The following is a 26,524-nucleotide window of genomic DNA, read 5'->3' on the forward strand; positions in this document are numbered from 1 at the left end:
CAACCCCATCGCCATGGAAGAAGGCCTGCGCTTCGCCATCCGTGAAGGCGGCCGTACCGTCGGCGCCGGCGTCGTGGCAAAGATCATTGCTTAAGCCTCAGGCATAAAGGAAGAACTTGCCATGTCCAAGCAAAAAATCCGCATCCGCCTGAAGGCGTTTGATTACAAGCTGATCGACCAGTCCGCTGCCGAGATCGTTGACACCGCCAAGCGCACCGGCGCCATCGTCAAGGGCCCCGTGCCCCTGCCGACGCGCATGAAGCGTTTTGACATTCTGCGCTCGCCGCACGTCAACAAGACCAGCCGTGACCAGCTCGAAATCCGCACGCACCAGCGCCTGATGGACATCGTGGACCCAACGGACAAGACCGTGGACGCACTGATGAAGCTCGACCTGCCCGCTGGCGTGGACGTCGAGATCAAGCTGCAGTAAATCTGGCGGCTCCCGGCGTGCAGCGGTTGCTGCGCGCCAACACCTAACGCGGACTTGCTTGAAAAAGCAGTCCGCGTTATACTTTGCGGCTTCGCCTTTTTTGCGCTTACGTGTAAGGGCGGCGAAGTTTTATCAACCTTCTTTCGCGCACGGCGGTGCAAACGTTGTGCAAACGCTTTGGCCAATTGAAGTCGAGGCGGTGAAAGTTTTGGAGAAAATCAATGAGTCAAAGCAACTCCCAAGGGTTGCTGGGCCGCAAGGTGGGCATGATGCGTCTGTTCACCGATGACGGGGACGCAGTGCCCGTCACGGTGGTGGATGTGTCCAACAACCGTGTGACCCAGGTTAAAACCCAAGAGAACGATGGCTACGTGGCCCTGCAGGTCACGTTCGGTTCGCGCAAGGCATCGCGCGTGACCAAGCCCGAAGCGGGCCATCTGGCAAAAGCTGGCGTCGAAGCCGGCGAAGTGATCTGCGAATTCCGCGTGACCGCTGAAGTTGCCGCTCAATATGCAGCTGGTTCCACCGTTCCAGTGACGCTGTTCACCGTGGGCCAGAAGGTGGACGTGCAAGGCACGTCGATCGGCAAGGGCTACGCCGGCACGATCAAGCGCCACAACATGGCTTCGCAGCGCGCATCGCACGGTAACAGCCGTTCGCACAATGTGCCTGGCTCCATCGGTATGGCGCAAGACCCAGGTCGCGTCTTCCCTGGTAAGCGCATGACCGGCCATCTGGGCGATGTCACCAAGACCACGCAAAACCTCGATGTCATCCGCATCGACGAAGCGCGTCAACTGCTCTTGATCAAGGGCGCCATTCCGGGCTCCAAGGGCGGGTTCGTGACGGTGCGTCCTGCAGTCAAGGCCAAAGCTTCCAAGGGAGCGAACTAATGCAGCTCGAACTCCTGAATGACCAAGGCCAGGCTGCATCGAAGTTCGATGCCCCTGAAACCGTGTTCGGTCGTGAATACAACGAAGATCTGGTTCACCAGATCGTGGTGGCTTACCAAGCCAATGCCCGCCAGGGCACGCGTGCCCAGAAGGACCGCGAGCAGGTCAAGCACTCCACCAAGAAGCCTTTCAAGCAAAAGGGCACCGGCCGCGCTCGCGCCGGTATGACCTCCTCGCCTCTGTGGCGTGGCGGCGGCCGCATCTTCCCGAATCTGCCTGAAGAAAACTTCACGCAGAAGATCAACAAGAAGATGTACCGCGCTGGCATGGCCGCGATCTTTTCGCAGCTCGCCCGTGAAGGCCGTCTGGCGGTGGTGGACTCGCTGACGCTGGAAAGCCCCAAGACCAAGGTGCTCGCCGACAAGTTCAAGGCGATGAACCTGCAATCGGTGATGGTGATCGCCGATGAAGTGGACGAAAACCTGTACCTTGCCTCGCGCAATCTGAAGAACGTGTTCATCGTTGAACCCCGTTATGCAGACCCCGTGTCGCTGGTGCACTACAAGAAAGTGCTCGTCACCAAGGGCGCTATCGACAAACTCAAGGAGATGTTCGCATGAGCACGCTCAAGTTTGACGAAGGTCGTCTGATGCAAGTGCTGGTCGCTCCCATCGTGTCCGAAAAGGCCACCATGGTTGCCGAGAAGTCCAATGCAGTGACGTTCAAGGTGCTGCAGAACGCAACCAAGCCTGAAATCAAAGCCGCTGTGGAATTGATGTTCAAGGTCGAGGTCAAGGGCGTTTCTGTGGTGAACACCAAAGGCAAGGCCAAGCGTTTTGGCAAGACCATGGGCCGCCGCGACAACGTGCGCAAGGCTTATGTCACGCTGCAACCAGGTCAAGAGCTGAACCTGTCCGGGGAGGCCGCGTAATCATGGCCGTCATCAAAATGAAACCCACTTCGCCCGGTCAACGTGCCGTGGTGAAGGTTACCCGTGACCACCTGTACAAGGGTGAAGCGTACGCGCCGCTGCTGGAGCCTCAGTTCCAGAAGGCTGGCCGTAACAACAACGGTCACATCACCACTCGTCATAAGGGCGGTGGTCACAAGCACCACTACCGCGTGGTGGATTTCGTCCGCAACAAGGACGGCATCCCTGCGAAGGTCGAGCGCATTGAATACGATCCGAACCGTACGGCCCACATCGCTCTGGTGTGCTATGCCGACGGCGAGCGTCGCTACATCATCGCTCCCCGTGGTCTGGAAGTCGGCAGCACGCTCCTGAGCGGTTCCGAAGCCCCGATCCGTGCAGGCAATACGCTGCCGATCCGCAACATCCCCGTGGGTTCGACCATTCACTGCATCGAGCTCAAGCCCGGTGCCGGTGCGCAGATCGCTCGCTCGGCCGGTGCTTCCGCAACGCTGCTGGCCCGTGAAGGCACGTACGCCCAAGTGCGTATGCGCTCCGGCGAAGTCCGCAAGATCCACATTGAATGCCGCGCAACCATTGGCGAAGTCGCCAATGAAGAGCACAGCCTGCGCCAACTCGGCAAGGCCGGTGTGAAGCGCTGGATGGGTATTCGCCCAACGGTTCGTGGCGTTGCCATGAATCCGGTGGATCACCCGCACGGTGGTGGCGAAGGCCGGACCGGCGAAGGCCGCCATGCTGTCGATCCTTGGGGCAATCTGACCAAGGGTTATCGCACCCGCAACAACAAGCGCACACAAGTGATGATTGTGTCGCGTCGTAAGAAGTAAGGGATAACAAATGACTCGCTCTCTCAAAAAGGGTCCGTTTGTTGACCACCACTTGATGGCAAAGGTCGAAAAGGCCGTTGCTACCAAGGACAAGAAACCAGTCAAGACCTGGTCGCGTCGCTCCATGGTTCTGCCCGATTTCATCGGTCTGACCATTGCCGTGCACAACGGCAAGCAACACGTACCGGTGTATGTCACCGACCAGATGGTGGGCCACAAGCTGGGCGAATTCGCCCTGACGCGCACCTTCAAGGGTCACCCCGCGGACAAGAAAGTCCAGAAGAAGTAAGGAACGACCATGTCTGAAACACGTGCAGTCCTCCGGGGCGTCCGTCTGTCGGTCGACAAGGGCCGTCTGGTCGCTGATCTGATCCGCGGCAAGAAGGTCGACCAGGCTCTGAACATCCTGACGTTCACGCAGAAAAAAGCTGCTGGCATCGTCAAGAAGGTTCTGGAGTCCGCCATCGCCAACGCTGAGCACAACGACGGCGCCGATATCGACGAACTGAAGGTCAAGACCATCTACGTCGAACAAGGCACCACGCTCAAGCGTTTCACCGCGCGCGCCAAAGGCCGCGGCAATCGCATCAGCAAGCCCACGTGCCATGTGTACGTGACGGTTGGCAACTGAAGGCCCGAGGAAGACTATGGGACAGAAAATCCATCCTACCGGCTTCCGCCTGGCGGTCAGCCGCAATTGGGCCAGCCGTTGGTACGCGAGCAACCGTGACTTCGCCGGCATGCTGGCCGAAGACATCAAGGTTCGCGAATACCTGAAGGCCAAGCTGAAGAATGCGGCCGTCTCGCGCATCCTGATCGAGCGCCCCGCCAAGAATGCCCGTATCACCATTTACTCGGCACGTCCGGGCGTGGTGATCGGCAAGAAGGGCGAAGACATCGAGAACCTGAAGAAGGAACTCGCGATCCGCCTGGGCGTGCCAGTGGCAGTAAACATCGAAGAAGTGCGCAAGCCCGAAATCGATGCCAAGCTGATCGCCGACAGCATCACCCAGCAGCTGGAAAAGCGGATCATGTTCCGCCGTGCCATGAAGCGCGCTATGCAGAACGCCATGCGTCTGGGTGCACAAGGCATCAAGATCATGTCGTCCGGCCGTCTGAACGGTATCGAAATCGCTCGTTGCGAGTGGTATCGCGAAGGTCGCGTGCCACTTCACACCCTGCGCGCCGACATCGACTACGGCACGTCCGAAGCCAAGACCACCTATGGCGTCATTGGCGTCAAGGTCTGGGTTTACAAGGGCGATACGCTGGGCCGCAACGATCTGCCCGCCGTGGAAACGCCGCGTCCAGAAGAAGAGCGTCGTCCCCGTGGTCCGCGTCGTGATGGCCGCCCAGGTGGCGACCGTCCCGGTGCAGGCCGTGGCCCGCGCCGCCCTGTGGGTGCCAATGCGGCTCCTGCAGATGGCAGCGACAAGCCCGCCGGTGCCGGTGGCGCCGATAACACCGCCGTTAAGCGCGTTCGCAAGGTTGACGCGCCCGCTACAGCAGCGGACGGCAAAGGAGAATAAAAGATGCTGCAACCCGCTCGCCGCAAGTACCGCAAAGAGCAGAAGGGCCGTAACACCGGCGTTGCCACTCGTGGCAACTCGGTGGCCTTCGGTGACTTCGGCCTGAAGTGCACCGACCGTGGCCGTCTGACGGCTCGCCAGATCGAGGCCGCACGCCGTGCGATCTCCCGTCACGTGAAGCGTGGCGGCCGTATCTGGATCCGTGTGTTTCCTGACAAGCCGATCTCCACCAAGCCCGCCGAAGTTCGGATGGGTAACGGTAAGGGCAACCCCGAGTATTACGTGGCGGAAATTCAGCCCGGCAAGGTGGTGTTCGAGATTGTTGGTGTGCCTGAAGAACTGGCCCGTGAAGCGTTCCGCCTGGCTGCTGCCAAGCTGCCGCTGCGCACCACGTTCGTGGCCCGTCAAATTGGCGCTTAAATCAGGAGAATCGAAATGACGAAAGCTGCTGAACTCCGCCAAAAAGACGAAGCTGGCATCGAAGCCGAAATCAAGTCCTTGCAAAAGGCCCATTTCGGTCTGCGTATGCAGAAGGCCACGCAACAACTGGCAAACACCAATACGCTGCGTATCACCCGTCGGGATATCGCTCGTGCCAAGACCATTCTTGCTGAAAAGCAAGCCGCCAAGTAAGGAGCCCACATGACGGAAGCTAAAAAATCCCTCAAGCGCACCTTGATTGGCAAGGTGGTCAGCGACAAGCGTACGAAGACCGTGACCGTGCTGGTCGAGCGCCGTGTGAAGCACGAGCTCTACGGCAAGATCGTTGCGAAATCCAGCAAGTACCACGCCCATGACGAAAAGGGCGAGTACAAACTGGGTGACACCATCGAGATCACCGAAAGCCGTCCGATCTCCAAGACCAAGAACTGGGTTGCTACCCGCCTGGTCCAGAAGGCCGCACTGGTTTAATTATTGAATCAGTAAGCCCTTCAGGCTTTTTGGCTGCAAAGCCGCTCGAAACGACCCACAATGCTGGGTCGTTTTGTTTTTTGGGGCCTGCGTTCTGCAGGCTCCTTCATTCCCAACCCAAGGAGCCAGCATGATCAAAGTCGGTGACACCCTGCCCGCCGTTACCCTGATGGAATATTCTGAAGTCGAAGGCGACGGCTGCAGCCTCGGTCCCAATCCCGTGGCGGTCGACAAGGCCGCTGCAGGCAAGACCATTGCCGTGTTTGCCGTGCCTGGCGCGTTCACGCCGACCTGCTCGGCCAAGCATGTTCCCGGCTATGTGGAGCAGGCTGAGGCTTTCAAGGCTGCGGGCGTGGACGAAATCTGGTGCCTGAGTGTGAACGATGCTTTCGTGATGGGCGCCTGGGCGCGCGATCAGAAGACTGAAGGCAAGGTTCGCATGCTGGCGGATGGTGATGCCGCTTTTGCGAAGGCGACGGGCCTGACGCTGGATTTGAATGGCAAGGGCCTCGGCCTGCGCAGCAACCGCTACTCCATGCTGGTGAAAGACGGCAAAGTGGCATCGCTGAACATCGAAGCGCCTGCGAAGTTCGAAGTCAGCGACGCAGCGACGCTGCTGGCACAAGCCAAGGGTTGAGCGGAAGCCGGGTGGAGGCGAGACTCAGCCGTGCAGGCGAACAGCCGCCCCCAGCTTCAAGCCCGGACAAGGTCATTCGCGTGATGGTGATTGCCCTGCCTTAACCGATTCAAAAGTGGGTTGGGTTCCGACAGCCGTGACTTCTGTTCATGGCTGGTGCCGGCGGAGCGAGAAGGCCTTGTCTTCATCGCTCTAGCGGCCCTCCGCTTTTAATGAATATCGGCCTTTAGGTAATGCGACCCTACAATGGGGTTGTGATAGTAGGGCGGTACCTCTTCGAATCCTAGGTCGGCGTACAGCGCGCGCGCTGATTCCATCCCGTCGAGCGTATCGAGCAGGACGCAGGCGTAGCCAGCCTGCCGTGCAGCATCCAGAATGGCCTCGGCCAGTTGCCGACCCAATCCAAAGCCCCGGAACGCCTTGCGCACATACAGGCGTTTCATTTCGCTGGCGTTGGGATAGTCCGCATTGTCCAGGGGTCGAAGGGCGCAGCACCCGGCAATGGCGCCATCGACTTCAGCCAGCAGGAGCTGGCCTCGCGGCGGCGCATAGTCCGCGGGCAGATTGGCCAGTTCGGACTCGAAGTCTTGAAAATACAGATCGATGCCCAGGCTGTCGGCATATTCCCGAAAGATGTCGCGCACGGCGTCCATTTCTTCGGGAAGGGTCGGCGTCAGCAGGGCCACTGATGGCTGGTCCACAGGCGGTTGCTAGGAACGAAGGAGCGATCAGTGTAGCGGGAGGTCGCTCCGCCATCCACCTTGCGCAGGGCTGAAAGACTCATCCAGCCGCCAAGAGCGGCTTCAGGTTTCGGCCAGCAGCCGCTCGATCAGCCGGTGGAGTTCGGGAAAGTCAGGCGCTCCGACATAGGTCTTCACGATCTCACCGCGTTTGTTGACGATGAAGGTCGAGGGCGTGAGCTTCACGTCGCCCCAGGCCTGGGCAACCGCGCCGGTGTTGTCGATGGCCACTTTGAAGGGCAACTTGCGCGTTTCCGCGAAATTGACGACATAGCTGGGTGGGTCGTAGCTCATGGCCACGGCAAGGGTCTCGAAGCCCTTGGCTCGGTACTTCTGGTAGGTGGCAACGACCTCGGGCATCTCGGCCACGCAAGTGGTGCAGCTGGTGGCCCAGAAGTTCACCAGAGTCACTTGTCCGCGCAGATCGGCGGTGGTTTTCTGAGAGCCGTCCAGCAGCACGAACGTCGATTGCGGCGCCTGGGCCGTTCCGGCGCCCATGAACACGAAGGCACCCACGCCAGCCAATGCCGCGAAGGCTGCAGCTCCCAACCAATGTTTGATGCCCATTGCGTTCTTTCCACCTGTGCCCGAGCGGTTTGCGCGGTCGTTCATTTTGCCGGACTGTCCGGATCAGCGGGCTGATGGAGCGCAATGGACTTCGAAAGTTCGCGCTGCATGCCATTGGACAACCCGCGGCCGTGGCTGCTGGCCCTCACTGGCACTGCGGATAATGCCAACATGCATTTCTCGACCTCTCTCGTGGCGGCGCTGACCCTCGGCTCATCCGTGGCACTGAGTGGCTGCAGCCCGGCCTTGAACTGGCGCAGCGTACCGCTGGAGAACGCCAACTTGACGGTCTTGCTGCCCTGCAAGCCGGACCACGCCGCACGCACGGTGGACTTGGGCGGGCGCCAGGCCGAGCTGGCCATGGCGGGCTGTGAGGCGGACGGCGCGACCTTCGCCGTGTCGCACATGGTGATCGAAGAGCCTGCGCAGGCCGGTGCGGTTCTGGCGCAGTGGCGCGCAGCGGTGCTGGCGCGCATGCAAGCGCCCACGACCGGAGCGCCTGAGTCCGCCGCCGCGCCGTTCGTGCCGAAAGGGGCGCTGGCACTGCCGCAATCGGTGCGGCAGCAGGCCCAAGGGCTGCGTGCGGACGGCAAACCGGTGACCGCGCAAGCAGCCTGGTTTGCACGCATCGAAGGGCGGCAGGCGCGCCTGTACCACGCGGTGGTTTACACGGACACGCCGCGGGCCGGGGTCGCGGACACGTTCTTCGATGGCCTGGCGCTGCAGTGATGGCGATCCCGCCCTCCCTATCAGTCCCGGCAGTCGCCGCGTGCAGGCCGCGGGAGGCCATTCCCTGCTGCACGCAGCGCCATAATGCGGTTTCCCCGATTGCCCCATGAGCACGCGCATCCTCATCATTGCCCACGCCCCGCTGGCCCACGCGCTGCGCGAGTGCGCGCTGCACGTCTTTCCCGATTGCGGTGAAGAAGTGCTCGCGTTCGACGTCCATCCCAACACGCCGCCCGAGGAAACGCTGGCCACCGCGCGCATCCTGCTGGCCGCGCACGATGGCGATTCGCCCACGCTGGTGCTGACCGACGTGTTCGGCGCCACGCCGTGCAACGTGGCGCAGCGCCTCGTCGATGGTGAGCATTCGCGGCTCGTCACAGGCGTGAACCTGCCCATGCTGCTGCGCACCGTGAGCTATCGCCATGAACCGCTGGACGCGCTGGTGTCGCGCGCGGTGGTCGGTGGCACGCAGGGCGTGATGCAGGTGGCGATCGCAGCCCCGCAGAATCAGATACGACGTTCCCACCATGATCAAGACGACCATCACCATCAGCAATAAGCTGGGCCTGCATGCCCGGGCATCCGCGAAGCTCACCAAGCTGGCCGGCAGCTTCCCGTGCGATGTCTGGCTGTCCCGGGGCGAGCGCCGCATCAATGCCAAAAGCATCATGGGCGTGATGATGCTGGCCGCAGGGCTGGGCTCGACGGTCGAACTGGAGACGAACGGCGCTCAAGAGCAGGAAGCCATGGATGCACTGCGCGCCCTCATCGACGGCAAGTTCGGCGAAGGTGAATGACGTGCCACATGCGCGGATCGCCCGCCTCGCCCCTGCCGCCGCACCCGCCGCACGCGGGCGCTCGCGGGCCGGGCCGGAACAGGCAAAGGTAGCGCGATGACCTTCGCTGTCCACGGCCTCGCCGTCGCACGCGGCATCGCCATTGGGCGGGCCGTGCTGGTCGCGTCGAGCCGCGTGGACGTGGCACACTATTTCATCGACCCGGACCAGGTCATTGCGGAAATCGTGCGCGTGCGCAACGGGCGCAATGCCGTGGTGGAGGAGCTGCAGCGCCTGCAGGCCGAGATGCCCCACGACGCGCCGCACGAGCTGGCGGCGTTGCTCGACGTGCACATGATGCTGCTGCAGGACGAGGCGCTGGTGAGCGGCGTCAAGCACTGGATCACCGACCGCCTGTACAACGCGGAATGGGCCCTCACCACGCAGCTGGAAGTCATCGCGCGCCAGTTTGACGAGATGGAGGACGAGTACCTGCGCGAACGCAAGGCCGATCTGGAGCAGGTGGTGGAGCGCATCCTGCGGCACATGAAAGGCGTGGCCAGTCCCGTGGCCCCGCCGCCCTGCAGTCCACGCCGCAACAACCAGCAGGACCTGCTGCTGGACGACACGGTGGACGTGCCGCTTGTTCTGGTGGCGCACGATCTCTCGCCCGCCGACATGCTGCAGTTCAAGAAAAGCGTGTTCGCGGGTTTCGTGACCGATGTGGGCGGCAAGACCTCGCACACCGCCATCGTGGCGCGCAGCATGGACATTCCTGCCGTGGTGGGGGCGCGTGCCGCCAGCCAGCTGGTGCGGCAGGACGACTGGGTCATCATCGACGGCGATGCCGGGGTGATGATCGTTGACCCCTCGCCCATCATCCTGGCCGAGTACGGCTTTCGCCAGCGGCAGACCACGCTGGAGCGCGAACGCCTTTCGCGCCTGCGCCATACGCCGGCAGTCACGCTGGATGGACAGAAGATCGAACTGCTGGCCAACATCGAGCAGCCAGCGGATGCTGCCGCCGCCCTGCGCGGCGGCGCGGCCGGTGTGGGTCTGTTCCGCAGCGAATTCATGTTCATGGGTCGCAACGGCAACCTGCCGGGCGAAGAAGAGCAGTACCAGGCCTACCGCGACGCGGTGCTGGGGATGAACGGCCTGCCCGTCACGCTGCGCACGATCGACGTGGGTGCGGACAAGCCGCTCGACAAAGGCTACAAGGACAGCTACCTGAATCCGGCGCTCGGCCTGCGCGCCATCCGCTGGAGCCTGGCCGATCCCGCCATGTTCCGTACGCAGTTGCGGGCCGTGCTGCGCGCGGCCGTGCACGGGCCGGTGAATCTGCTGTTCCCGATGCTCGCGCACGTGAGCGAAATCCGTCAGACCCTCGCGCAGGTGGAGATGGCTCGCGCCGAGTTGAATGTCCGCGGCGTGGCGCATGGGCAAGTGCAGTTGGGCGCCATGATCGAGGTGCCGGCCGCGGCGCTGATGGTGCGCAGCTTTTTGAAGTACTTCGATTTCCTCTCGATCGGCACCAACGACCTGATCCAGTACACGCTGGCCATCGACCGCGCCGACGAGGCCGTGGCCCACCTGTACGACCCGCTGCATCCAGCCGTGCTGAAGCTGGTGGCGGACGTGATTGCCGAGGGCGAACGCCAGGGCAAGAGCGTGTGCGTGTGCGGCGAGACGGCGGGCGACGTCTCGATGACCCGGTTGCTGCTGGGCCTGGGGCTGCGCAGTTTTTCCATGCACCCGGCGCAGATCCTCGCGGTGAAGCAGGAGGTGCTGCGTGCCGACACGCGCAAGCTCGGCCCGTGGGCGCAGAGCGTGCTGGCCTCGGACGACCCCGCCGCAGTGTTGGCCGAATAGTCACATTTGCTATTATTTTTATAGCTGTCGCCGCAATGAATACGGCGGTGGTGGCACTTTTTGATCCAAAAGTCTGCAGCGCTGCCTGAAAAGCCCCTCAAGCCCCTCAAGCCACCAGGCGCCGGCTCAGAACGCCTTGGCCAGGGTCAGGATGAAGCGGCCCTTGTTGGGCGAGTATCGCGGCGCATCGGCCGCTGGCCCGGTGGCGGCGCCATAGGCAGCTTGCCGGTTCGCCCCTTGCAGGGTGCCGGTGAGCGACAGCCCGCCTCCGAAGTCATAGGTTGCGCCAACCTGGTAGTCCAGGTAGCTCGGTAGGCCCTGGCGCCGGATGTCGCTCGCCATGCGCGTATAGCCCACGGCCGCCTTGAGCGTGAGCTGCGGCGACAACGCGCGGCTGTACGCCAGATTCAAATACCCCGTGTTGCGGCCTGAGAGCCCCGAGCCGGCCTTGGCGCCGGCGTAGCCGAAATAGTCGTCCGACACCGTGTGCGAAACCTTGAGCGCGAAGGTGCCCAGCGCCGCATCGGCATAGGTGGCGCTGCCGTAAAGCTCGGTGGTGTTGCCGCTGGCATTGCCGGGGTAGAGGTAGGCGAGCGCGCCTGCGTCGAGATCGATGGCACCGGCCTTCCATTTATAGCCGCCGTACCAATCGCTTTCCACGCTGTTGCCTCGCAGCCAGTTCACGCTGGAGTTCCAGTTGCCGGCGTACCAGCCGCTGTCGCCGAACGCGTAATCGAAGCCGCCCTGGACCGCCGGCTTGAACGCGCCGGTCTTGGCGAACTGGTTTGACCGGAGCATGTCCTGGTCCTGTCCGCGGAACTTGTAGTTGGAGGTGAGGGCGACGTTGCCCGTCAACTGGGCCTGGGCCTGGGCCTGCGCCAGCGCCAGCAGCGGCATCGCCGCACAGAGGGCGGCGGCCAAAGGAAGGGCTCGCAGGGCGGGAAACATTCGGAAATGGGCCATGGCAATCGCTGTGCAAATAGGGAGTGCACAGCGTAGGCAGGCCTGCGTAAAAGCGCCGTCAAAAGCAGGTGGACCGGCATAAAGAATGGGTAGCGGCGGGCTGCCGATGGGGCTGGAAGCCGGTCGCGGCTCAAGGCGCCCAGCGCATTTTTACGGCGCTTTTACGCCCCGCGTCCCAGTCTCTGCACCCTTTTTACGGGCGCCTTCCGAGAATCGATTCCATCGTTTTGACGCAGGAGTGAGAGATGGACATCGTGTGGGTCGCAGCGCTGGTGGCGCTGTGGGTGGCAGTCGCCGAGGCGGTCGTGCTGCTCGGCAGGTTCGACGGACCTCAGGGGGCGTCGCGATGATCGGGCTCGAAGTGCTTTACGGCTTCGGCGCCATCGTGGCCGTCGTCCTGTTCGCGTATCTGGTGTTCGCACTGATCTGCGCCGAGGAGTTCTGACATGGACACGTCCACCTGGGGCCTGCTGGCCCTGTTCCTTTTCGTTCTCATGCTGCTGGCCTGGCCTTTGGGCAAATGGCTGGCCGCGATCTGCGATGGCCGGCTGCCGCAATGGATGCACCGTGCCGAATCGCCGCTGTACCGGCTGGCGGGCGTACAGCCCGCCGAGAGCATGCACTGGCGGCACTATGCGCTGGCACTGCTGGCCTTCAATGCCATCGGCGCGGTCGTCGTGTATGGGCTGCAGCGCCTGCAGGCCGTGCTGCCGCTCAATCCTCAGGGCATGGCAGCCGTGTCGCCGGACTCGGCCTTCAATACGGCGGTGAGCTTCGTCTCCAATACCAACTGGCAGGGCTATGCGGGCGAGGGCACCATGGGCTATCTCACGCAGATGCTGGGGCTGTCGGTCCAGAACTTCCTGTCGGCGGCCACCGGCATCGCCGTGGCCTTTGCGCTGGCCCGCGGTTTCGCTGCGCGCCGCACCGACGGGCAAGGGCTGGTGGGCAACTTCTGGGCCGACATGGTGCGCATCAATGCCTGGGTGCTGGTGCCGATTTCGCTGGTGATCGCCGTGTTTCTGGTGGGGCAGGGCGTGATCCAGAATTTCTCGCCATCCCGGGACGTCACCACGCTGGAAGCCACGGCCTATCAGGCGCCGAAGCTGGGCGCCGACGGGCAGCCCGAAAAGGACGCAGCCGGCAGCCCGGTCACGCAAGACGCGAGCACGCCCACGCAAACGCTGGCCATGGGCCCGGTGGCGTCGCAGGAGGCGATCAAGATGCTGGGCACGAACGGTGGCGGTTTCTTCAACGCCAATTCGGCCCACCCCTACGAGAACCCCACGCCGCTTTCAAACTTCGTGCAGATGCTGGCCATCTTCCTGATCCCTGCGGCCTTGTGCTTCGCGTTCGGCCGGGTGGTGGGCGATCAGCGCCAGGGCATCGCGATCCTGGCGGCCATGACGGTGATGTTCGCCGTGGCGGTGGCGGTCGTCATTCCGGCCGAGCAGGCCGGCAACCCGCGCATTGCCGCCCTCGGTGTGGACCAGGCCGCGACTGCGCTGCAATCCGGCGGCAACATGGAAGGCAAAGAGGTGCGCTTCGGCATCGCTTCGTCTGCGCTGTTCGCGGCCGTGACCACGGCGGCCTCGTGCGGTGCGGTGAACGCCATGCACGATTCGTTCACGCCACTTGGAGGACTGGTGCCCATGGTGCTGATGCAGCTGGGCGAGGTGGTTTTCGGCGGTGTAGGAACGGGGCTGTACGGCATGCTGGTCTTCGCCATCCTGGCGGTGTTCATGGCCGGCTTGATGATCGGCCGCACGCCGGAATACCTGGGCAAGAAGATCGAGGTGCGCGAGATGAAGCTCACTTCGGTGGCCATCCTCGTCACACCGATCCTGGTGCTGGTGGGCGCCGCCGTGGCGGTGATCGCCGAAGCCGGCAAGGCAGGCATCGCCAACCCGGGTGCGCATGGTTTCTCCGAGATCCTCTACGCCCTCACCTCGGCCGGCAACAACAACGGCAGCGCCTTCGCGGGTCTGTCCGCCAACACGCCGTTCTACAACGTGCTGCTGGCGCTGGCGATGTGGTTCGGGCGCTTCGGCGTGATCGTGCCGGTGCTGGCCATCGCGGGCTCGCTCGCAGCCAAGAAGCGCCTGCCCGCCACCTCGGGCACGCTACCCACGCACGGCCCGCTGTTTGTGGCGCTGCTGATCGCCACGGTGCTGCTGGTGGGTTTGCTCAATTACGTTCCGTCCCTGGCGCTCGGCCCCGTCGTGGAACACCTGATGCTGTGGACGAAGTGAGGCCCTGACATGACAACCCCCAAGACATCCCTTTCCCTTTCGCTGTTCGACGCGTCGCTGGTCAAGCCCGCGCTGTGGCAGTCGTTCGCCAAGCTCGATCCCCGCGTGCAGTGGCGCAATCCGGTGATGTTCATCGTGTTCATCGGCAGTCTGTTCACCACGCTGCTGTGGCTGCATGCGCTCACCGTGCCCGAGGACACGGGCATGCGCCCGGCCTTCGTGCTGGCCATCGCCATCTGGCTGTGGTTCACCGTGCTGTTCGCCAACTTCGCCGAGGCGCTGGCGGAAGGGCGCAGCAAGGCGCAGGCAGCGTCGCTGCGGGGCCTGCGCAAGGACACCTGGGCCAAGAAACTCACCGAGCCGCGCCACGGTGCCACCTTCCTGCCCGAGCAGGCCACCAACCTGCGCCGCGGCGACGTGGTGCAGGTGGATGCGGGCGACGTCGTTCCCCTGGACGGCGAAGTGATCGAAGGCGTCGCGTCGGTGGACGAGAGCGCCATCACCGGTGAGTCGGCCCCCGTGGTGCGCGAGTCCGGCGGAGACTTTTCCGCCGTGACGGGCGGCACCCGCGTGCTGTCGGACTGGCTGGTGGTGCGTGTGACGGTGAACCCCGGCGAATCGTTCCTGGACCGCATGATCGGCATGGTCGAGGCCGCCAAACGCCAGAAGACGCCGAACGAGGTGGCGCTGACGATCCTGCTGGTGGCGCTCACCATCGTGTTTCTCGTGGTCACCGTGACGCTGCTGCCTTTTTCGATCTTCAGCGTGGGCGCGTCCGGCGCTGGTACCGTCGTGTCGCTCACCGCGCTGGTGGCGCTGCTCGTGTGCCTGATTCCCACCACCATCGGCGGGCTGCTGTCGGCCGTGGGCGTGGCCGGCATGAGCCGCATGATGCAGGCCAACGTGATCGCGACCTCGGGTCGGGCCGTAGAAGCGGCCGGCGACGTGGACGTGCTGCTGCTGGACAAGACCGGAACCATCACCCACGGCAACCGCCAGGCGAGCGCTTTCCTGCCTGCACCGGGCGTGGCCAAGGAGCGCCTGGCGCGCGCCGCCATGCTCGCGTCCCTGGCCGACGAGACGCCCGAGGGCCGCAGCATCGTCGAGCTGGCGCGCCGCATTGGCTTGCCCGAAGAGTCTGCCGCGCCTGGCGTGCGCCTCGTGCCTTTCACCGCGCAGACCCGCATGAGCGGTGTGGACCTGCCTGCCACGGCCAATGCGCCCGAGGTGGCGCTGCGCAAGGGTGCGGTGCAGGCCATGGTGCGCCATGTGCAGGCGCTGGGCGGTAGCGTCCCGGCCGAGGTGGTGCGTGCCTCCGACGACGTGGCGCGGCGCGGCAGCACTCCGCTGGCGGTGGCCGAAGGCGCGCAGGTGCTGGGCATCGTCGAGTTGAAGGACATCGTCAAGACGGGCATCAAGGAACGCTTCGCCGAGCTGCGCCGCATGGGCATCAAGACAGTGATGATCACGGGCGACAACAAGCTCACCGCCGCTGCCATCGCCGCCGAGGCCGGCGTGGACGACTTCCTGGCCGAGGCCACACCCGAGGACAAGCTGGCCCTCATCCGCCAATACCAGGCTGAGGGCCGCCTGGTGGCGATGACGGGCGACGGCACCAACGACGCGCCCGCGCTTGCCCAGGCCGACGTGGCCGTGGCCATGGGCAGCGGCACGCAAGCGGCCAAGGAGGCAGGCAACATGGTGGACCTGGACTCCAATCCCACCAAGCTGCTGGAGGTGGTGGAAACCGGCAAGGCCTTGCTGATGACGCGCGGCTCGCTCACCACGTTCTCCATCGCGAACGACGTGGCCAAGTATTTCGCCATCATTCCGGCGATCTTTGTCTCGACCTATCCGCAACTGGCCGCGCTCAACGTGATGCGGCTGGCGAGCCCCTCCTCGGCCATCCTGTCGGCGGTGGTGTTCAACGCGCTGGTGATCGTTTTCCTGATCCCGCTGGCGCTCAAGGGCGTGCGCTATCGCCCGGTCGGCGCTGCGGCCCTTCTGCGCCGCAATCTGGCGATCTACGGCCTGGGTGGGCTGGTGGTGCCTTTCGTGGGCATCAAGCTCATCGACTGGGTGCTGGTGGCCATGGGCCTCGTGTAAACCGTGCAAGGAATCGACATGACCAAGATCCTCCGTCCCGCGCTGACCCTTTTCGTGCTGTTGAGCGCGATCACCGGCGTCGTCTATCCGCTCGTCGTCACCGGCGTGGCACAGGCCGCATTCCCGCAGCAGGCGGCAGGCAGCCTGGTGCTCCAGGGCAACCGTGCCGTGGGCTCCTCGCTGATCGGCCAGAACTTCACCGACCCCAAGCACATCTGGGGCCGCCCTTCGGCCACCGCGCCCATGCCCTACAACGCCAGTGCGTCCGGCGGCTCCAACCTGGGCCCGCTGAACCCCGCGCTCACCGATGCGGTCACCGCGCGCGTGCAGGAGCTGCGCGAGGCCGATCCCGGCAACACGGCCCCGGTGCCGGTGGACCTCGTCACCGCCTCGGCGAGCGGGCTCGACCCGCACATCAGCCCTGCGGCCGCCCGCTACCAGGCCGCCCGTGTGGCCAAGGCGCGGGGCTGGCCGGTGGAGCGTGTGCAGGCATTGATCGACGAACACACCGATGCTCCGTTCATCGGCCTGCTGGGTGATCCGGGCGTGAACGTGCTGGCCTTGAACCTCGCCCTCGATGCCGCGCGGTGACTGACGCCTTGAAGCACGCTGCCGCGAGGGCTGCGCCCGCCACAATAGGGTCCGTACGTTCTTTTGCCCATGCCTGATATCGCCCGACCCGACCCTGACGCCCTCATCGCCCAGATGCGCGCGGAAGAAGAGCGCAGCCAGCGCGGCAAGCTGCGCATCTATTTCGGTGCCAATGCGGGCGTAGGCAAGACCTGGTCGATGCTGAGCGCGGCGCAGCGCGAGCGCAAGGCGGGACGCGACGTGCTGATCGGCGTCGTGGAAACCCATGGCCGCAGCGAAACCGCCGCGCTGGTCGATGGCCTGCCTGTGCTGCCGCCGCGCACTCTGGACTACCGGGGCCGCCAGCGCACCGAGTTCGATCTGGACGGTGCCCTGGCGCGCCGGCCGGGCGTGCTGCTGGTGGACGAGCTGGCGCACTCCAATGCCCCGGGCTCGCGCCATGCCAAGCGTTGGCAGGACGTGCAGGAGCTGCTCGCTGCCGGCATCGAGGTCTGGACCGCGCTGAACGTTCAGCACCTGGAAAGCCTGAATGGCACGGTGGGTGCCATCACGGGCGTGCGGGTGCATGAGACCGTGCCCGACACCGTGCTGGACGAGGCCGACGAGGTGGTGCTGGTCGATGCCACCCCCGACGAGTTGTCCGCGCGCCTGGCGGCGGGCAAGGTCTATCTGCCGCACCAGGCCGAGCGGGCCGCGCAGAACTTCTTTCGCAAGGGCAATCTGATCGCGCTGCGCGAGATCGCGCTGCGGCGCACGGCCGAGCATGTCGAGGACGACGTGCGGGGCTGGCGCGTGGAGCAATCGGGCGCGGGCGGCGACCGCGTGCCGCAGGCCTGGAATACCTCCGGCGCCCTGCTGGCCTGCGTGGGGCCGAGCGAAGAGGCGGCCCAGACGGTGCGCACCGCGGCACGTCTGGCCGGGCAGCTCAACGTGCGGTGGCATGCCGCGTATGTGGAGACGCCGCGCTTGCAGCGACTGGATGCCCGGCGCCGCGATCGCGTGCTGGCCGTGCTGCAGTTGGCGGATACCCTGGGCGCCGAGACCGCCGTGCTCACCGGGAGCGAGATCGCTCCCGTGCTGGCGGAACATGCGCACCGGCTCAACTGCGCCACGCTGGTGGTCGGCCGCACAGCGCAGGTCCCGTGGTGGCAAAGGTCCTGGCTCAGGCCGCCGCTGGCGCAGGCATTGGCCGCTGCCGCGCCTGCGCTCGACATCGTGGAGGCCGGGCGTGCGGGCAGTTCGCGGCGCCTTGCGCAGGCGGTCTGGCGCCGGGCGGGTGACGATGCGCTCGACAGCGAAGAGCGCCAGCCCGCCCGCTGGCCCGGCTTCGTGTGGTCGCTGGCGGTGAGCGTGGCCGTCACCCTGCTCACCCATCTGCTGTCGGGCGTGTTCGAGCTGGCCAACATCGTCATGCTGTACCTGCTGGGTGTCGTGGGCGTGGCGATGCGGTTCGGCCGCGGGCCTGCGGCATTGGCCGCACTGGTCAACGTATTGGCGTTCGATTTTTTCTTCGTCTCGCCACGCATGTCGTTTGCGGTGAGCGATGTGCAGTACCTCGTCACCTTCGGTGTCATGCTGCTGGTGGGGCTGCTGGTGGGGCAGCTCACCGCCGGGCTGCGCTTCGCGGCTGGGGTGTCGGCAAGCCGGGAGCGCCGTGCGCAGTCGCTATTCGATTTGGCGCGCGAGCTGTCCGCCGCGCTGCAGGTGGAGCAGATCACCGCGATCGGCGCGGCTGCGGTGCAAAAGCACTTCGGGGGGCGGGCGCAGGTGCTGGCTCTGGATGAAAACGACCGGCTCGCATTGCCCGATTCGCCGCCGCCAGGCTTCGATGCGAACGTGGCCGACTGGACGCTGCGCCAGGGCCAGGGCCAGAGCGCAGGCCTGGCCACGGCCACACTGGCCGCGCAGAGCTGGCGCTACGTGCCGCTCACCGCGCCCATGCGCGTGCGGGGCGTCCTGGCGCTGGAGCCCGCTCAGCCGCGCTGGCTGCTGATCCCCGAGCAGGCGCAGCAGCTCGATACGCTGGCCCGGCAGATCGCCATCGCCCTGGAGCGTGTGCACTATGTGGACGTGGCGCAGAGCGCCGTGGTGGACATGGAGTCCGAACGCCTGCGCAATGCGCTGCTGGGCGCCATTTCGCACGACGTGCGCACTCCGCTCACCGCGCTGATCGCATTGGCGGAGTCGCTGCCTGCGCAGCCGGCCGAAGGCCAGGCCGAGGCGGGCCGCGCGATCGTGGCGCAGGCGCACCAGCTGCATGCGCTGGTGAGCAACCTGCTGGACATGGCGCGGCTGGAAAGCGGCATCGCCCGAGGCAGCGTGAGCCTGCGGCGCGACTGGCAATCGGTCGAAGAGGTGGTCGGCACGGCCATCCGGGCCGCGCGCCCTGCGCTGGGGGAGTTGCCGGTGGTCACGCAGATTCCGGCAGACTTGCCGCTGGTGGAGTTCGACGCCGTGCTGATCGAGCGGGTGCTGGTCAATCTGCTGGAAAACGCAGCCAAATACGGTGCCCCGCCCATCGAGGTGTCGGCCGTCGCCGCCACCCATGCGTTGCTGCTGACCGTGCGCGACCACGGCCCTGGCCTGCCGGTCGCGCTGCGCGGGCAGGAGCACACGCTGTTCGAAAAATTCACGCGCGGCCAGTCGGAGTCGGCCACGCCCGGCGTGGGCCTGGGGCTGGCCATTTGCAAGGCCGTGGTCCAGGCGCATGGTGGTGACATCACCGCGGCCAGCGCAGAGCGCGGCGGGGCGGAATTCACCGTGACCCTGCCACGGCGCGACGAGCCGCCCCTTCCTTTGGACGAACCGCAGGAGCCCGGCACGCCGGGAACGCCATGAGCCTGGCCCCACGCACCGTGATCGTGATCGAGGACGAGCCGCAGATTCGGCGCTTCGTGCGCAGCGCGCTGGAGGCCGAAGGCTGGCACGTGCACGAGGCTGCCACGCTGCGCGAGGGGCTGTCCGCCGCAGGCACGCGCCAGCCCGATCTGCTGGTGCTCGACCTTGGCCTGCCCGACGGCGATGGCGTGGGCCTGATCCGCGACGTGCGTGGGTGGTCTGCCGTGCCCATCATCGTGCTGTCGGCCCGCACCGACGAGGCCGACAAGATCGCGGCACTGGATGCCGGGGCCGACGATTACCTCACCAAGCCGTTCGGCACCGGCGAACTGCTGGCTCGCGTGCGGGCCAACCTGCGTCGCCCGCGCGCTGCAGGCGGCAACGGGCTCACCCCTACCGCTGAGGAGCCCGTGTTCCGTTTCGGCGATATCGAGGTAGACCGGACCGCCCGTGTGGTACGCCGCAGCGCTGCCGAGGTGCACCTCACGCCGACGGAGTACCGCATGCTGGCCGTGCTGGTGGCCAATGCCGGGCGAGTGATCACGCAGCGGCAGCTGCTGCGCGAGGTCTGGGGTCCCATGCGTTCGGACCAGAACCATTACCTGCGCATCTATATGGGCCACCTGCGCCAGAAGCTGGAGGCCGACCCGGCCCAGCCGCGCCATCTTTTGACCGAAACCGGCGTCGGGTATCGGCTGGCGGTGTAAGCAAAGCATCTTTTATCCGTGTTCGCATGCCTGCCCGGCGCTTCGGACCGGGAGGGTGGAGAAGGAGCCGTGCATGGCCACAGTAGCGGGTGACTGGTTACAGCCCCTCCCCGCGCGGTGTTGCAATGCAATGGCCGGCTGCCGAGGGCCGGCAGGCTATCGCTTCTTCGTGCTTCCGAACCCAAGGATTACATGCTGCTTCAACGTTCCATCGCCGCCCTCTTGGCCGCGGCACTCTTCGGCGCGGCCCATGCCGACAATACCAACGACACCGCACCGCCGGACGGCTGGGCGAGCCAGGGAGGGGGAACCACCGGCGGCTCGGGCGCCACCGGGCAGTATCTGAGCAAGGTCAGTTCGGCATCGCAGTTGAATGCGGCGCTCAGCGCTGGCGGCGCGAACCCGAAAATCGTCGTGGTGTACGGCACCATCGACATGGCTGCCGCGGACAATGGCGGACCGTTCACCAGCCGCGCCGATCAGGCTGCGCGCAATCTCATCGCGATTCCCAGCAACACCACGCTCATCGGCGCAGGGACCGATGCCAGGATCGTCAACGCCGCCATTCTCATGAAGCGGGTGTCCAACGTGATCCTGCGCAACCTGACCATCGTTGCGCCCTGCGATCTGGTGCCGGTCTGGAGCAGCAGCGAGGGCCGCTGGAATTCCGACTTCGATGCGGTGACGATCTACAGCTCGCAGCGCATCTGGGTGGATCACAACAAATTCACCGATGCCCCCATCACCGATGATCAGGCGCCCGTCGAAAAGGGCCAGCCCAAGCAATGCCATGACGGTGCGCTGGACGTGATCCATGCCAGCGACTACGTGACGGTGTCCAACAACATTTTCGACCAGCACGACAAGACCCATCTGGTCGGTGCCTCGGATAGCAGCACGGACGAGGAGGGCCATCTCACCGTGACCTTCCACCACAACCTGTACAGCCAGGTCATGGAGCGCGCGCCCCGAGTGCGTTACGGCAAGGTGCACGTGTACAACAACTATTACGCGGGCAGCAAGACCGACGCCCCCTATAAGCACAACTACAGCGTCGGCGTGGGCTACAAGGCGCAGATCTTGTCCGAAAACAATGTGTTCGAAGTCGCCGGTGCGAAGACCTGTGCGGACGTGGTGAAGAACCCCGGCTCGTCCTCCAAGACCGGGGCCATCCGCGACAGCGGCTCGCTGCTCAACGGTGCGGCGCTCGCTCTTTCCGCCCAATGCGGCTTTGCCAAGGCGGACTGGACCATTCCCTACGCCAGCGGCTATGCGCTGGATGCGGCCTCGGCGGTCAAGGCGAAGGTGACCTCCAGCGCAGGCCCGGGAAAGCTCACCGTCAACTGAGGCGACCGCTGCTTTGTGGTGGGGCCGACTCAGCGCCACCGCGCCCGCTCAGAGTCGGGCGCGGCCCGGCTCAGACCGTCGATGGAGACGGCGCAGCTGCGTTTTCAGCCGGCCCGTCCTCTCCAGGCTCTTTGACTTCTTCGGCTTTGCGGCGGTGGGCGATGCGGTACAGCAGCGGCAGCACCAGCAACGTGAGCGCCGTCGACGACAGGATGCCGCCGATCACGACCGTCGCCAGCGGACGCTGCACCTCCGCCCCGGTGCCGGTGGCAATGGCCATGGGCACGAAGCCCAGCGATGCCACCAGCGCCGTCATGAGCACCGGCCGCAGCCGCGTGAGCGCTCCTTCGCGGATGGCTGCGTCCAGTGGCATGCCGCCATCGCGCAGGCCGCGAATGAACGAGATCATCACCAGTCCGTTCAGCACGGCGACGCCGGAGAGGGCGATGAAGCCGACCGCTGCGGAGATCGATATCGGAATGTCGCGAAGCCACAGCGCCACGATGCCGCCGGTGAGGGCGAACGGGATGCCGGTGAATACGATGAGCCCGTCCTTCACGTTTCCGAACATCGCGAAGAGCAGGGTGAACACCAGCAGCAGCGCGACGGGAACGACCACTTGCAGGCGCTGGGTGGCCGACTGCAGGTTCTCGTACTGGCCGCCCCAGGCGGTCCAATAGCCAGCGGGAATCTGTACGGCCTGCATGGCCTGTCCTGCTTCGGCCACGAAAGAGCCCAGGTCCCGGCCCCGCACGTTGGCACTGACGACGATGCGGCGTTTCCCGTCTTCCCGGCTGACCTGGTTGGGGCCGGGCGCCAATTGCAGCGTGGCCACTTCGCTCAGCGGAATGAAGCGGGGGCGGGCATCGGCCCCTTCGCCCCGCGGCAGGGCCACCGGCAGGCGCTGGATGGCTTCGAGATCGGTGCGGATGTGCTCGGGCAGCCGCACGAGGATGCCGAAACGCCGGTCGCCTTCGAACAGCGTGCCGGCCTCGCGCCCGCCCACGGCGATGGAAATGGCCTCCTGCACGTCGCCCACGTTCAGCCCGTAGCGGGCAGTCTTGGCGCGGTCGATGTTCACCGTCAGCACCGGCAGGCCGCTCGTCTGTTCGACCTTGACCTCCGTGGCGCCGTCGATCCGGTTGAGCACTTCGGCCACCTCCTGGGCGGTCTTGTCGAGCACGGCCATGTCGTCGCCGAAAATTTTCACCGCCACGTCGCTGCGCACGCCTGAAATCAACTCGTTGAACCGCAACTGGATGGGTTGGGAGAACTCGTAGTTGTTGCCCGGCAGTTGCTCGACCTCGGCCTGGATGGCCGCCAGCAATTGCTCGCGTGACTTGGCCGGCGCAGGCCAGGTGTCCTGCGGCTTGAGCATGATGTAGGCGTCCGAGATGTTGGGCGGCATCGGGTCCGACGCGATCTCGGCCGTGCCTGTGCGTGCGAACACCCGCTCGATCTCTGGAAACTTCGCTTTCAGCGCGGCTTCCAGTTGCTGCTGCATCGCCACCGATTGGGACAGGCTGGTGCCCGGAATGCGCAGCGCCTGCATGGCGAAGTCGCCTTCGCCCAGGCTGGGCGCGAACTCGGTGCCCATGCGCGATGCGAGCAAGCCGGACAGCAGCACGGCGGCCGCTGCCAGGGTGATGACCACCGGTTTTGCGCCCATCGCACGGTCCAGCAGCGGCGCGTAAGCCCGGCGAGCCCAGCCCATGACCCGGTTTTCCTTCTCGTTCACGGTCTTTCCGATGAAGAGCGCCACGGCGGCTGGAATGAACGTGACCGACAGCACCATGGCGCCGATCAGCGCGATCACCACAGTGAACGCCATCGGATGGAACAGTTTTCCCTCCACGCCGGTGAGCGCAAAGATCGGCAGATACACGATCATGATGATGAGCTGGCCGAACAGCAGCGGCCGACGTGCCTCCTGCGATGCGGCGAAGACTTCCTGAAAGCGCTCTGCCCGCGTCAATGGCCGCCCCTTGTGCTGCTGGGCATGCGCCAGCCGGCGCACGCAGTTCTCCACGATCACCACGGCGCCGTCGATGATGATGCCGAAGTCCAGCGCGCCCAGGCTCATCAGGTTGGCACTCACCTTCTGGTTCACCATCCCGGTGAAGGTGAACAGCATCGACAGCGGGATCACCATGGCCGTGATCAGCGCGGCACGCAGATTCCCCAGGAAAAGGAACAGGATCGCGATCACCAGCACGGCGCCTTCGAAGAGGTTCTTCTTCACCGTGGCGATGGCCTTGTCCACCAGCACCGTGCGGTCGTACACCGTCACGGCATGCACCCCGGCGGGCAGCGTCCGGTTGATCTCCTTCATCTTGCGGTCCACGGCCTGCGAGACCGTGCGGCTGTTCTCGCCGATCAGCATGAAGACCGTGCCCAGCACTACCTCGCGGCCATTGTCCGTGGCGGCGCCGGTGCGCAACTCCTTGCCGATCCCGACCTCGGCGACGTCCCGCACGCGCAGCGGCACACCTGCGGCATTGCCGAGGATGACGTTGCGCAGGTCTTCCATCGATTGCACCTGGCCCGGCGCGCGGATCAGGTACTGCTCTCCCCGGCGTTCGATGTAGCCTGCGCCCACGTTCGCGTTGTTGCGTTCGAGCGCGGTGACGAGGTCTCCCATCGTGAGGCCGTGCGCCAGCAGCTTTTCCGGGCTGGGGGCGATCTGGTATTCCTTGGCGTACCCGCCGATCGAGTTGATCTCGGTCACTCCGGACACGTTGCGCAACTGGGGCTTGATGATCCAGTCCTGGATCTCGCGCAGGTCGGTGGCTGTGTACGGTTGGCCATCCGGCTTGGTGGCCCCATCCTTGGCTTCCACGGTCCACAGATAGATTTCACCCAGGCCCGTCGATATGGGGCCGATGACCGGATGGACGCCTTCCGGCATCTGCCCGCGGGCCGACTGGATGCGCTCGTTCACGAGTTGGCGCGCGAAGTAGATGTCGGTGCCGTCCTTGAAGATCACCGTCACTTGCGACAGGCCATAGCGCGAGAGCGAACGGGTCTGCTGCAGCCCGGGCAAACCGGCCATGACGGTTTCCACGGGAAAGCTCACGCGCTGCTCCACCTCCAGAGGTGAATAGCCGGGTGCCGCGGTGTTGATCTGCACCTGCACGTTGGTGATGTCGGGGACCGCATCGATGGGCAGCTTCTGATAGCTGTAGAGGCCCAGGGCCGCCATGCCGAGCACGGCCAGCATCACGAGCCAGCGCTGTGCGATGGAGAACTGAATGAGGCGTTCAAACATGCGACGCCCTCAGTGCGTGTGCGTAGCGGAGCTCTTGCCCTGCTGCGATTTCACGACGAAGCTACCGGCAGCGGCATAGGCCGTGCCCGCCGCCAGGCCTTTGATGACCTCGACCCGCTGGCCGTCCGTGCGGCCCAGTTGCACCGCCTGGGGAATGAAACCGCCGTCCACCTTGAGAAAGACCACGGTTTTCTCGTCGACGGTCTGCACCGCGTCGGTCAGCACCGTGACCGGCGCCGCAGTCTCGGAAGACACCAGTTCCACTTCCACGAACAGCCCGGGACGCCACACCTTCTCCGGGTTGGGCACGGCCACGCGCGCCGTGGCCATGCGCGTCTGCGCGCCGATCAGCGCGCCCACGTACGAGACCTCGCCTTGTGCCTTCGCATCGAAGGCCGTAGAGCGCACGGTGACGCGTTCGCCCACGCGCACCAGCGGCAGATGCTGCGCGGCCACGCTGATTTCCACCCACACGGTGGACAGGTCGGAGAGGGTGAAAACATTGGCGTCTTCCTTGACCGACTCACCCAGCGACAGGTGCTTTTCGACCACCATGGCATCGAACGGGGCCCGCAGTTCATAGCGTCCGAGGGATGCCGACGAAAGCGTCGCGCCAATGGCGGAGAGCTTTTGCTGCGCGTTGGCGACGGCGATCTGCGCTTCCCGCAGGGACTGCTGCGCCTGCAGGTAGTCCTGCTCGGGAGAAATCTTTTCTTCCCACAGTTTCTTTTCGCGCTCGTAGGTGGTCTTGGCCAGTTCCGCCCTGCGCTGCGCTGTCTGCAATTCGCTGCGCTGCTCGGACAGTGCGGGGCTGGACAGCACTGCCAGGACCTGGCCCTTGCGGACTTGCTGGCCCAGTTGGGCCGAGACGCTTTCCACGACCCCCGCCAGCCGCGGCACCACGTGTGCCGTGCGGTCTTCGTTGAACTTGATCTCTCCTGGCAGTTGCAGCGCTGCGCGAATGCGTGCGGGAGCTGCCGTGTCGATCACGATGCCGGCGGCGGTCGCCTGTGCCTCGGTCAGCGGAATCTTTCCTTCTTCCTGGTGGAGCGTGAAGGCATGCGTCCGGGAGTCTTTCTTTACAGAGAGAGCGATTTCGAAGACATGAGGCTCCTCGATGGACCGCTCGCTCTTCAGCCCGGCACCATCGGCAACGAACGACAGCGTTTCGCGCTCGCCTCCCGGTCGGGTCAGCGTGGCGGATATTTGGGAAGGATCCGCCTTTGCAGGCTTGCCCTGCTCGGAGAGCCACACGGCAAGGTGAGCGGTGCCCGCGGCTTCCGAGACCTTGGCTTCGAGGCCAACGCCGTCTTCAATGAACAGTTGGCCGCCATGCGGGCCTTTGGCCGATGTTTCTTCGGTATGGGAGTCTTCCCCGGCTTTTTTCTCGCTGCGTGAACCGTGCGAGTCATGGGAATCGTGGGATTCCTCTTCTTCTCCGTGGGAGGCGTGGGCGCCGGCCTCAGCCTTTCCGCTGCCGGATTTTGGTGGGTTGCCTCGCAGGATGAATGCACTGGCGATCAGCGTGATGACCACGATGGCGCTCACCAGAAACCATTGTTTCTTTCCCATGGATGGGTTCGTTTTTTTCGGTGCGTTGCTCATG

29 protein-coding genes are annotated in these 26,524 nt (G+C 64.9%); 24 read left to right on the top strand and 5 right to left on the bottom strand.

Features of this window, described 5'->3' with window-relative positions; genetic code table 11:
- From BLT03_RS17765 to BLT03_RS17825, 13 genes are all read left to right on the top strand, one after another.
- Window positions 1-94, top strand: a 94-nt coding sequence (locus tag BLT03_RS17765) for an EF-Tu C-terminal domain-related protein (protein ID WP_020653549.1), incomplete at its 5' end; no start/stop codon positions are given.
- Between the two features lie 27 nt (window positions 95-121).
- Entirely contained in the window at window positions 122-433 is a 312-nt protein-coding gene (gene rpsJ, locus BLT03_RS17770) for a 30S ribosomal protein S10 (protein WP_005796953.1), read from the top strand.
- Window positions 434-654: 221 nt separating this feature from the next.
- The gene (gene rplC / locus BLT03_RS17775) at window positions 655-1,326 is read left to right on the top strand and encodes a 50S ribosomal protein L3 (protein WP_092745106.1); all 672 of its coding nucleotides are present in this window, start codon (window positions 655-657) and stop codon (window positions 1,324-1,326) included.
- Entirely contained in the window at window positions 1,326-1,946 is a 621-nt protein-coding gene (gene rplD / locus BLT03_RS17780; protein WP_092745107.1) for a 50S ribosomal protein L4, read from the top strand. Before rplC ends, rplD begins: the two co-directional genes overlap by 1 nt.
- The gene (gene rplW, locus BLT03_RS17785) at window positions 1,943-2,257 is read left to right on the top strand and encodes a 50S ribosomal protein L23 (protein ID WP_092745108.1); all 315 of its coding nucleotides are present in this window, start codon (window positions 1,943-1,945) and stop codon (window positions 2,255-2,257) included. The genes rplD and rplW overlap by 4 nt, the downstream gene beginning before the upstream one ends.
- Before the next feature lie 2 nt (window positions 2,258-2,259).
- Window positions 2,260-3,084, top strand: a complete 825-nt coding sequence (gene rplB, locus BLT03_RS17790) for a 50S ribosomal protein L2 (protein ID WP_092745109.1) — start codon at window positions 2,260-2,262, stop codon at window positions 3,082-3,084.
- A 10-nt stretch (window positions 3,085-3,094) separates the two neighbouring features.
- Entirely contained in the window at window positions 3,095-3,373 is a 279-nt protein-coding gene (gene rpsS / locus BLT03_RS17795) for a 30S ribosomal protein S19 (RefSeq protein ID WP_092745110.1), read from the top strand.
- Between the two features lie 9 nt (window positions 3,374-3,382).
- A complete protein-coding gene (rplV, locus tag BLT03_RS17800; RefSeq protein ID WP_005796970.1) occupies window positions 3,383-3,715 on the top strand; it encodes a 50S ribosomal protein L22 in 333 nt (110 codons plus the stop codon).
- A 16-nt stretch (window positions 3,716-3,731) separates the two neighbouring features.
- Window positions 3,732-4,613, top strand: coding sequence for a 30S ribosomal protein S3 (gene rpsC, locus BLT03_RS17805; protein ID WP_092745111.1), 882 nt, complete (start codon window positions 3,732-3,734; stop codon window positions 4,611-4,613).
- 3 nt (window positions 4,614-4,616) lie between these two features.
- Window positions 4,617-5,033 carry a 50S ribosomal protein L16 gene (rplP, locus tag BLT03_RS17810; RefSeq protein ID WP_056662458.1) on the top strand — a complete coding sequence of 139 codons (417 nt, stop codon included), beginning with the start codon at window positions 4,617-4,619 and terminating at the stop codon, window positions 5,031-5,033.
- Window positions 5,034-5,048: 15 nt separating this feature from the next.
- Window positions 5,049-5,246 (top strand): 50S ribosomal protein L29, encoded by a 198-nt coding sequence (gene rpmC / locus BLT03_RS17815; RefSeq protein WP_092745112.1) that lies wholly within the window; start codon window positions 5,049-5,051, stop codon window positions 5,244-5,246.
- Between the two features lie 9 nt (window positions 5,247-5,255).
- Window positions 5,256-5,525 carry a 30S ribosomal protein S17 gene (rpsQ, locus tag BLT03_RS17820; protein WP_092745113.1) on the top strand — a complete coding sequence of 90 codons (270 nt, stop codon included), beginning with the start codon at window positions 5,256-5,258 and terminating at the stop codon, window positions 5,523-5,525.
- Window positions 5,526-5,655: 130 nt separating this feature from the next.
- Entirely contained in the window at window positions 5,656-6,162 is a 507-nt protein-coding gene (locus BLT03_RS17825; RefSeq protein ID WP_092745114.1) for a peroxiredoxin, read from the top strand.
- A gap of 209 nt (window positions 6,163-6,371) precedes the next feature.
- Here BLT03_RS17825 and BLT03_RS17830 read toward each other — a convergent pair whose 3' ends face one another.
- Together BLT03_RS17830 and BLT03_RS17835 are read right to left on the bottom strand one after the other, a co-directional pair.
- Window positions 6,372-6,863 (bottom strand): GNAT family N-acetyltransferase, encoded by a 492-nt coding sequence (locus BLT03_RS17830; RefSeq protein ID WP_092745115.1) that lies wholly within the window; start codon window positions 6,861-6,863, stop codon window positions 6,372-6,374.
- Between the two features lie 102 nt (window positions 6,864-6,965).
- Complete coding sequence (locus BLT03_RS17835) at window positions 6,966-7,469, bottom strand: TlpA disulfide reductase family protein (RefSeq protein WP_092745243.1); 504 nt, start codon at window positions 7,467-7,469, stop codon at window positions 6,966-6,968.
- Between the two features lie 171 nt (window positions 7,470-7,640).
- Here BLT03_RS17835 and BLT03_RS17840 point away from each other — a divergent pair, with 171 nt between their 5' ends.
- From BLT03_RS17840 to ptsP, 4 genes are all read left to right on the top strand, one after another.
- A complete protein-coding gene (locus BLT03_RS17840) occupies window positions 7,641-8,198 on the top strand; it encodes a hypothetical protein (protein WP_092745244.1) in 558 nt (185 codons plus the stop codon).
- Between the two features lie 106 nt (window positions 8,199-8,304).
- Window positions 8,305-8,757, top strand: coding sequence for a PTS sugar transporter subunit IIA (locus BLT03_RS17845; protein WP_092745116.1), 453 nt, complete (start codon window positions 8,305-8,307; stop codon window positions 8,755-8,757).
- Window positions 8,726-8,995: an HPr family phosphocarrier protein gene (locus tag BLT03_RS17850; RefSeq protein WP_092745117.1), complete on the top strand. Its 270-nt coding sequence runs from the start codon at window positions 8,726-8,728 to the stop codon at window positions 8,993-8,995. The genes BLT03_RS17845 and BLT03_RS17850 overlap by 32 nt, the downstream gene beginning before the upstream one ends.
- 96 nt (window positions 8,996-9,091) lie before the next feature.
- A complete protein-coding gene (ptsP, locus tag BLT03_RS17855) occupies window positions 9,092-10,846 on the top strand; it encodes a phosphoenolpyruvate--protein phosphotransferase (RefSeq protein ID WP_092745118.1) in 1,755 nt (584 codons plus the stop codon).
- A 126-nt stretch (window positions 10,847-10,972) separates the two neighbouring features.
- On the opposite strand, the gene BLT03_RS17860 is transcribed toward ptsP, so the two are convergent.
- A complete protein-coding gene (locus BLT03_RS17860) occupies window positions 10,973-11,794 on the bottom strand; it encodes a TorF family putative porin (RefSeq protein WP_434802411.1) in 822 nt (273 codons plus the stop codon).
- A 361-nt stretch (window positions 11,795-12,155) separates the two neighbouring features.
- Between BLT03_RS17860 and kdpF the strand changes: the two genes are divergently transcribed.
- The 7 genes from kdpF to BLT03_RS17895 all read left to right on the top strand — a co-directional run bounded on the left by kdpF (window position 12,156) and on the right by BLT03_RS17895 (window position 21,650).
- The gene (kdpF, locus tag BLT03_RS17865; RefSeq protein ID WP_092745120.1) at window positions 12,156-12,254 is read left to right on the top strand and encodes a K(+)-transporting ATPase subunit F; all 99 of its coding nucleotides are present in this window, start codon (window positions 12,156-12,158) and stop codon (window positions 12,252-12,254) included.
- A 1-nt stretch (window position 12,255) separates the two neighbouring features.
- Window positions 12,256-14,061 carry a potassium-transporting ATPase subunit KdpA gene (kdpA, locus tag BLT03_RS17870; RefSeq protein WP_092745121.1) on the top strand — a complete coding sequence of 602 codons (1,806 nt, stop codon included), beginning with the start codon at window positions 12,256-12,258 and terminating at the stop codon, window positions 14,059-14,061.
- A 9-nt stretch (window positions 14,062-14,070) separates the two neighbouring features.
- Window positions 14,071-16,167: a potassium-transporting ATPase subunit KdpB gene (kdpB, locus tag BLT03_RS17875; RefSeq protein WP_092745122.1), complete on the top strand. Its 2,097-nt coding sequence runs from the start codon at window positions 14,071-14,073 to the stop codon at window positions 16,165-16,167.
- Window positions 16,168-16,185: 18 nt separating this feature from the next.
- Complete coding sequence (kdpC, locus tag BLT03_RS17880) at window positions 16,186-16,758, top strand: potassium-transporting ATPase subunit KdpC (RefSeq protein WP_092745123.1); 573 nt, start codon at window positions 16,186-16,188, stop codon at window positions 16,756-16,758.
- A gap of 69 nt (window positions 16,759-16,827) precedes the next feature.
- On the top strand, window positions 16,828-19,596 hold the full coding sequence (locus BLT03_RS17885) for a DUF4118 domain-containing protein (protein ID WP_092745124.1): 2,769 nt from the start codon (window positions 16,828-16,830) through the stop codon (window positions 19,594-19,596).
- Window positions 19,593-20,303 (top strand): two-component system response regulator KdpE, encoded by a 711-nt coding sequence (gene kdpE / locus BLT03_RS17890; RefSeq protein ID WP_092745125.1) that lies wholly within the window; start codon window positions 19,593-19,595, stop codon window positions 20,301-20,303. Before BLT03_RS17885 ends, kdpE begins: the two co-directional genes overlap by 4 nt.
- A 192-nt stretch (window positions 20,304-20,495) precedes the next feature.
- The gene (locus BLT03_RS17895; protein WP_092745126.1) at window positions 20,496-21,650 is read left to right on the top strand and encodes a pectate lyase family protein; all 1,155 of its coding nucleotides are present in this window, start codon (window positions 20,496-20,498) and stop codon (window positions 21,648-21,650) included.
- Window positions 21,651-21,720: 70 nt separating this feature from the next.
- On the opposite strand, the gene BLT03_RS17900 is transcribed toward BLT03_RS17895, so the two are convergent.
- Together BLT03_RS17900 and BLT03_RS17905 are read right to left on the bottom strand one after the other, a co-directional pair.
- Window positions 21,721-24,918, bottom strand: a complete 3,198-nt coding sequence (locus BLT03_RS17900; RefSeq protein WP_092745127.1) for a CusA/CzcA family heavy metal efflux RND transporter — start codon at window positions 24,916-24,918, stop codon at window positions 21,721-21,723.
- 9 nt (window positions 24,919-24,927) lie between these two features.
- Complete coding sequence (locus BLT03_RS17905) at window positions 24,928-26,490, bottom strand: efflux RND transporter periplasmic adaptor subunit (protein ID WP_092745128.1); 1,563 nt, start codon at window positions 26,488-26,490, stop codon at window positions 24,928-24,930.
- Window positions 26,491-26,524: the final 34 nt, after the last annotated feature.

Origin of the sequence: Paracidovorax valerianellae, from assembly GCF_900102625.1 — a bacterium.
GTDB lineage: Bacteria > Pseudomonadota > Gammaproteobacteria > Burkholderiales > Burkholderiaceae_C > Paracidovorax > Paracidovorax valerianellae.

Coding starts and splice junctions, on each gene's coding strand:
- BLT03_RS17860 (WP_434802411.1), bottom strand. CDS start 11,794: ATGTTTCCCGCCCTGCGAGCCCTTCCTTTGGCCGCCGCCCTCTGTGCG.
- BLT03_RS17845 (WP_092745116.1), top strand. CDS start 8,305: ATGAGCACGCGCATCCTCATCATTGCCCACGCCCCGCTGGCCCACGCG.
- ptsP (WP_092745118.1), top strand. CDS start 9,092: ATGACCTTCGCTGTCCACGGCCTCGCCGTCGCACGCGGCATCGCCATT.
- kdpB (WP_092745122.1), top strand. CDS start 14,071: ATGACAACCCCCAAGACATCCCTTTCCCTTTCGCTGTTCGACGCGTCG.
- BLT03_RS17900 (WP_092745127.1), bottom strand. CDS start 24,918: ATGTTTGAACGCCTCATTCAGTTCTCCATCGCACAGCGCTGGCTCGTG.
- BLT03_RS17840 (WP_092745244.1), top strand. CDS start 7,641: ATGCATTTCTCGACCTCTCTCGTGGCGGCGCTGACCCTCGGCTCATCC.
- rplB (WP_092745109.1), top strand. CDS start 2,260: ATGGCCGTCATCAAAATGAAACCCACTTCGCCCGGTCAACGTGCCGTG.
- kdpC (WP_092745123.1), top strand. CDS start 16,186: ATGACCAAGATCCTCCGTCCCGCGCTGACCCTTTTCGTGCTGTTGAGC.
- kdpA (WP_092745121.1), top strand. CDS start 12,256: ATGGACACGTCCACCTGGGGCCTGCTGGCCCTGTTCCTTTTCGTTCTC.
- rpsS (WP_092745110.1), top strand. CDS start 3,095: ATGACTCGCTCTCTCAAAAAGGGTCCGTTTGTTGACCACCACTTGATG.
- rplW (WP_092745108.1), top strand. CDS start 1,943: ATGAGCACGCTCAAGTTTGACGAAGGTCGTCTGATGCAAGTGCTGGTC.
- rplV (WP_005796970.1), top strand. CDS start 3,383: ATGTCTGAAACACGTGCAGTCCTCCGGGGCGTCCGTCTGTCGGTCGAC.
- BLT03_RS17885 (WP_092745124.1), top strand. CDS start 16,828: ATGCCTGATATCGCCCGACCCGACCCTGACGCCCTCATCGCCCAGATG.
- kdpE (WP_092745125.1), top strand. CDS start 19,593: ATGAGCCTGGCCCCACGCACCGTGATCGTGATCGAGGACGAGCCGCAG.
- BLT03_RS17825 (WP_092745114.1), top strand. CDS start 5,656: ATGATCAAAGTCGGTGACACCCTGCCCGCCGTTACCCTGATGGAATAT.
- rpsC (WP_092745111.1), top strand. CDS start 3,732: ATGGGACAGAAAATCCATCCTACCGGCTTCCGCCTGGCGGTCAGCCGC.
- rplD (WP_092745107.1), top strand. CDS start 1,326: ATGCAGCTCGAACTCCTGAATGACCAAGGCCAGGCTGCATCGAAGTTC.
- rplP (WP_056662458.1), top strand. CDS start 4,617: ATGCTGCAACCCGCTCGCCGCAAGTACCGCAAAGAGCAGAAGGGCCGT.
- rpmC (WP_092745112.1), top strand. CDS start 5,049: ATGACGAAAGCTGCTGAACTCCGCCAAAAAGACGAAGCTGGCATCGAA.
- BLT03_RS17895 (WP_092745126.1), top strand. CDS start 20,496: ATGCTGCTTCAACGTTCCATCGCCGCCCTCTTGGCCGCGGCACTCTTC.
- BLT03_RS17850 (WP_092745117.1), top strand. CDS start 8,726: ATGATCAAGACGACCATCACCATCAGCAATAAGCTGGGCCTGCATGCC.
- kdpF (WP_092745120.1), top strand. CDS start 12,156: ATGATCGGGCTCGAAGTGCTTTACGGCTTCGGCGCCATCGTGGCCGTC.
- rpsQ (WP_092745113.1), top strand. CDS start 5,256: ATGACGGAAGCTAAAAAATCCCTCAAGCGCACCTTGATTGGCAAGGTG.
- rplC (WP_092745106.1), top strand. CDS start 655: ATGAGTCAAAGCAACTCCCAAGGGTTGCTGGGCCGCAAGGTGGGCATG.
- rpsJ (WP_005796953.1), top strand. CDS start 122: ATGTCCAAGCAAAAAATCCGCATCCGCCTGAAGGCGTTTGATTACAAG.
- BLT03_RS17905 (WP_092745128.1), bottom strand. CDS start 26,490: ATGGGAAAGAAACAATGGTTTCTGGTGAGCGCCATCGTGGTCATCACG.
- BLT03_RS17835 (WP_092745243.1), bottom strand. CDS start 7,469: ATGGGCATCAAACATTGGTTGGGAGCTGCAGCCTTCGCGGCATTGGCT.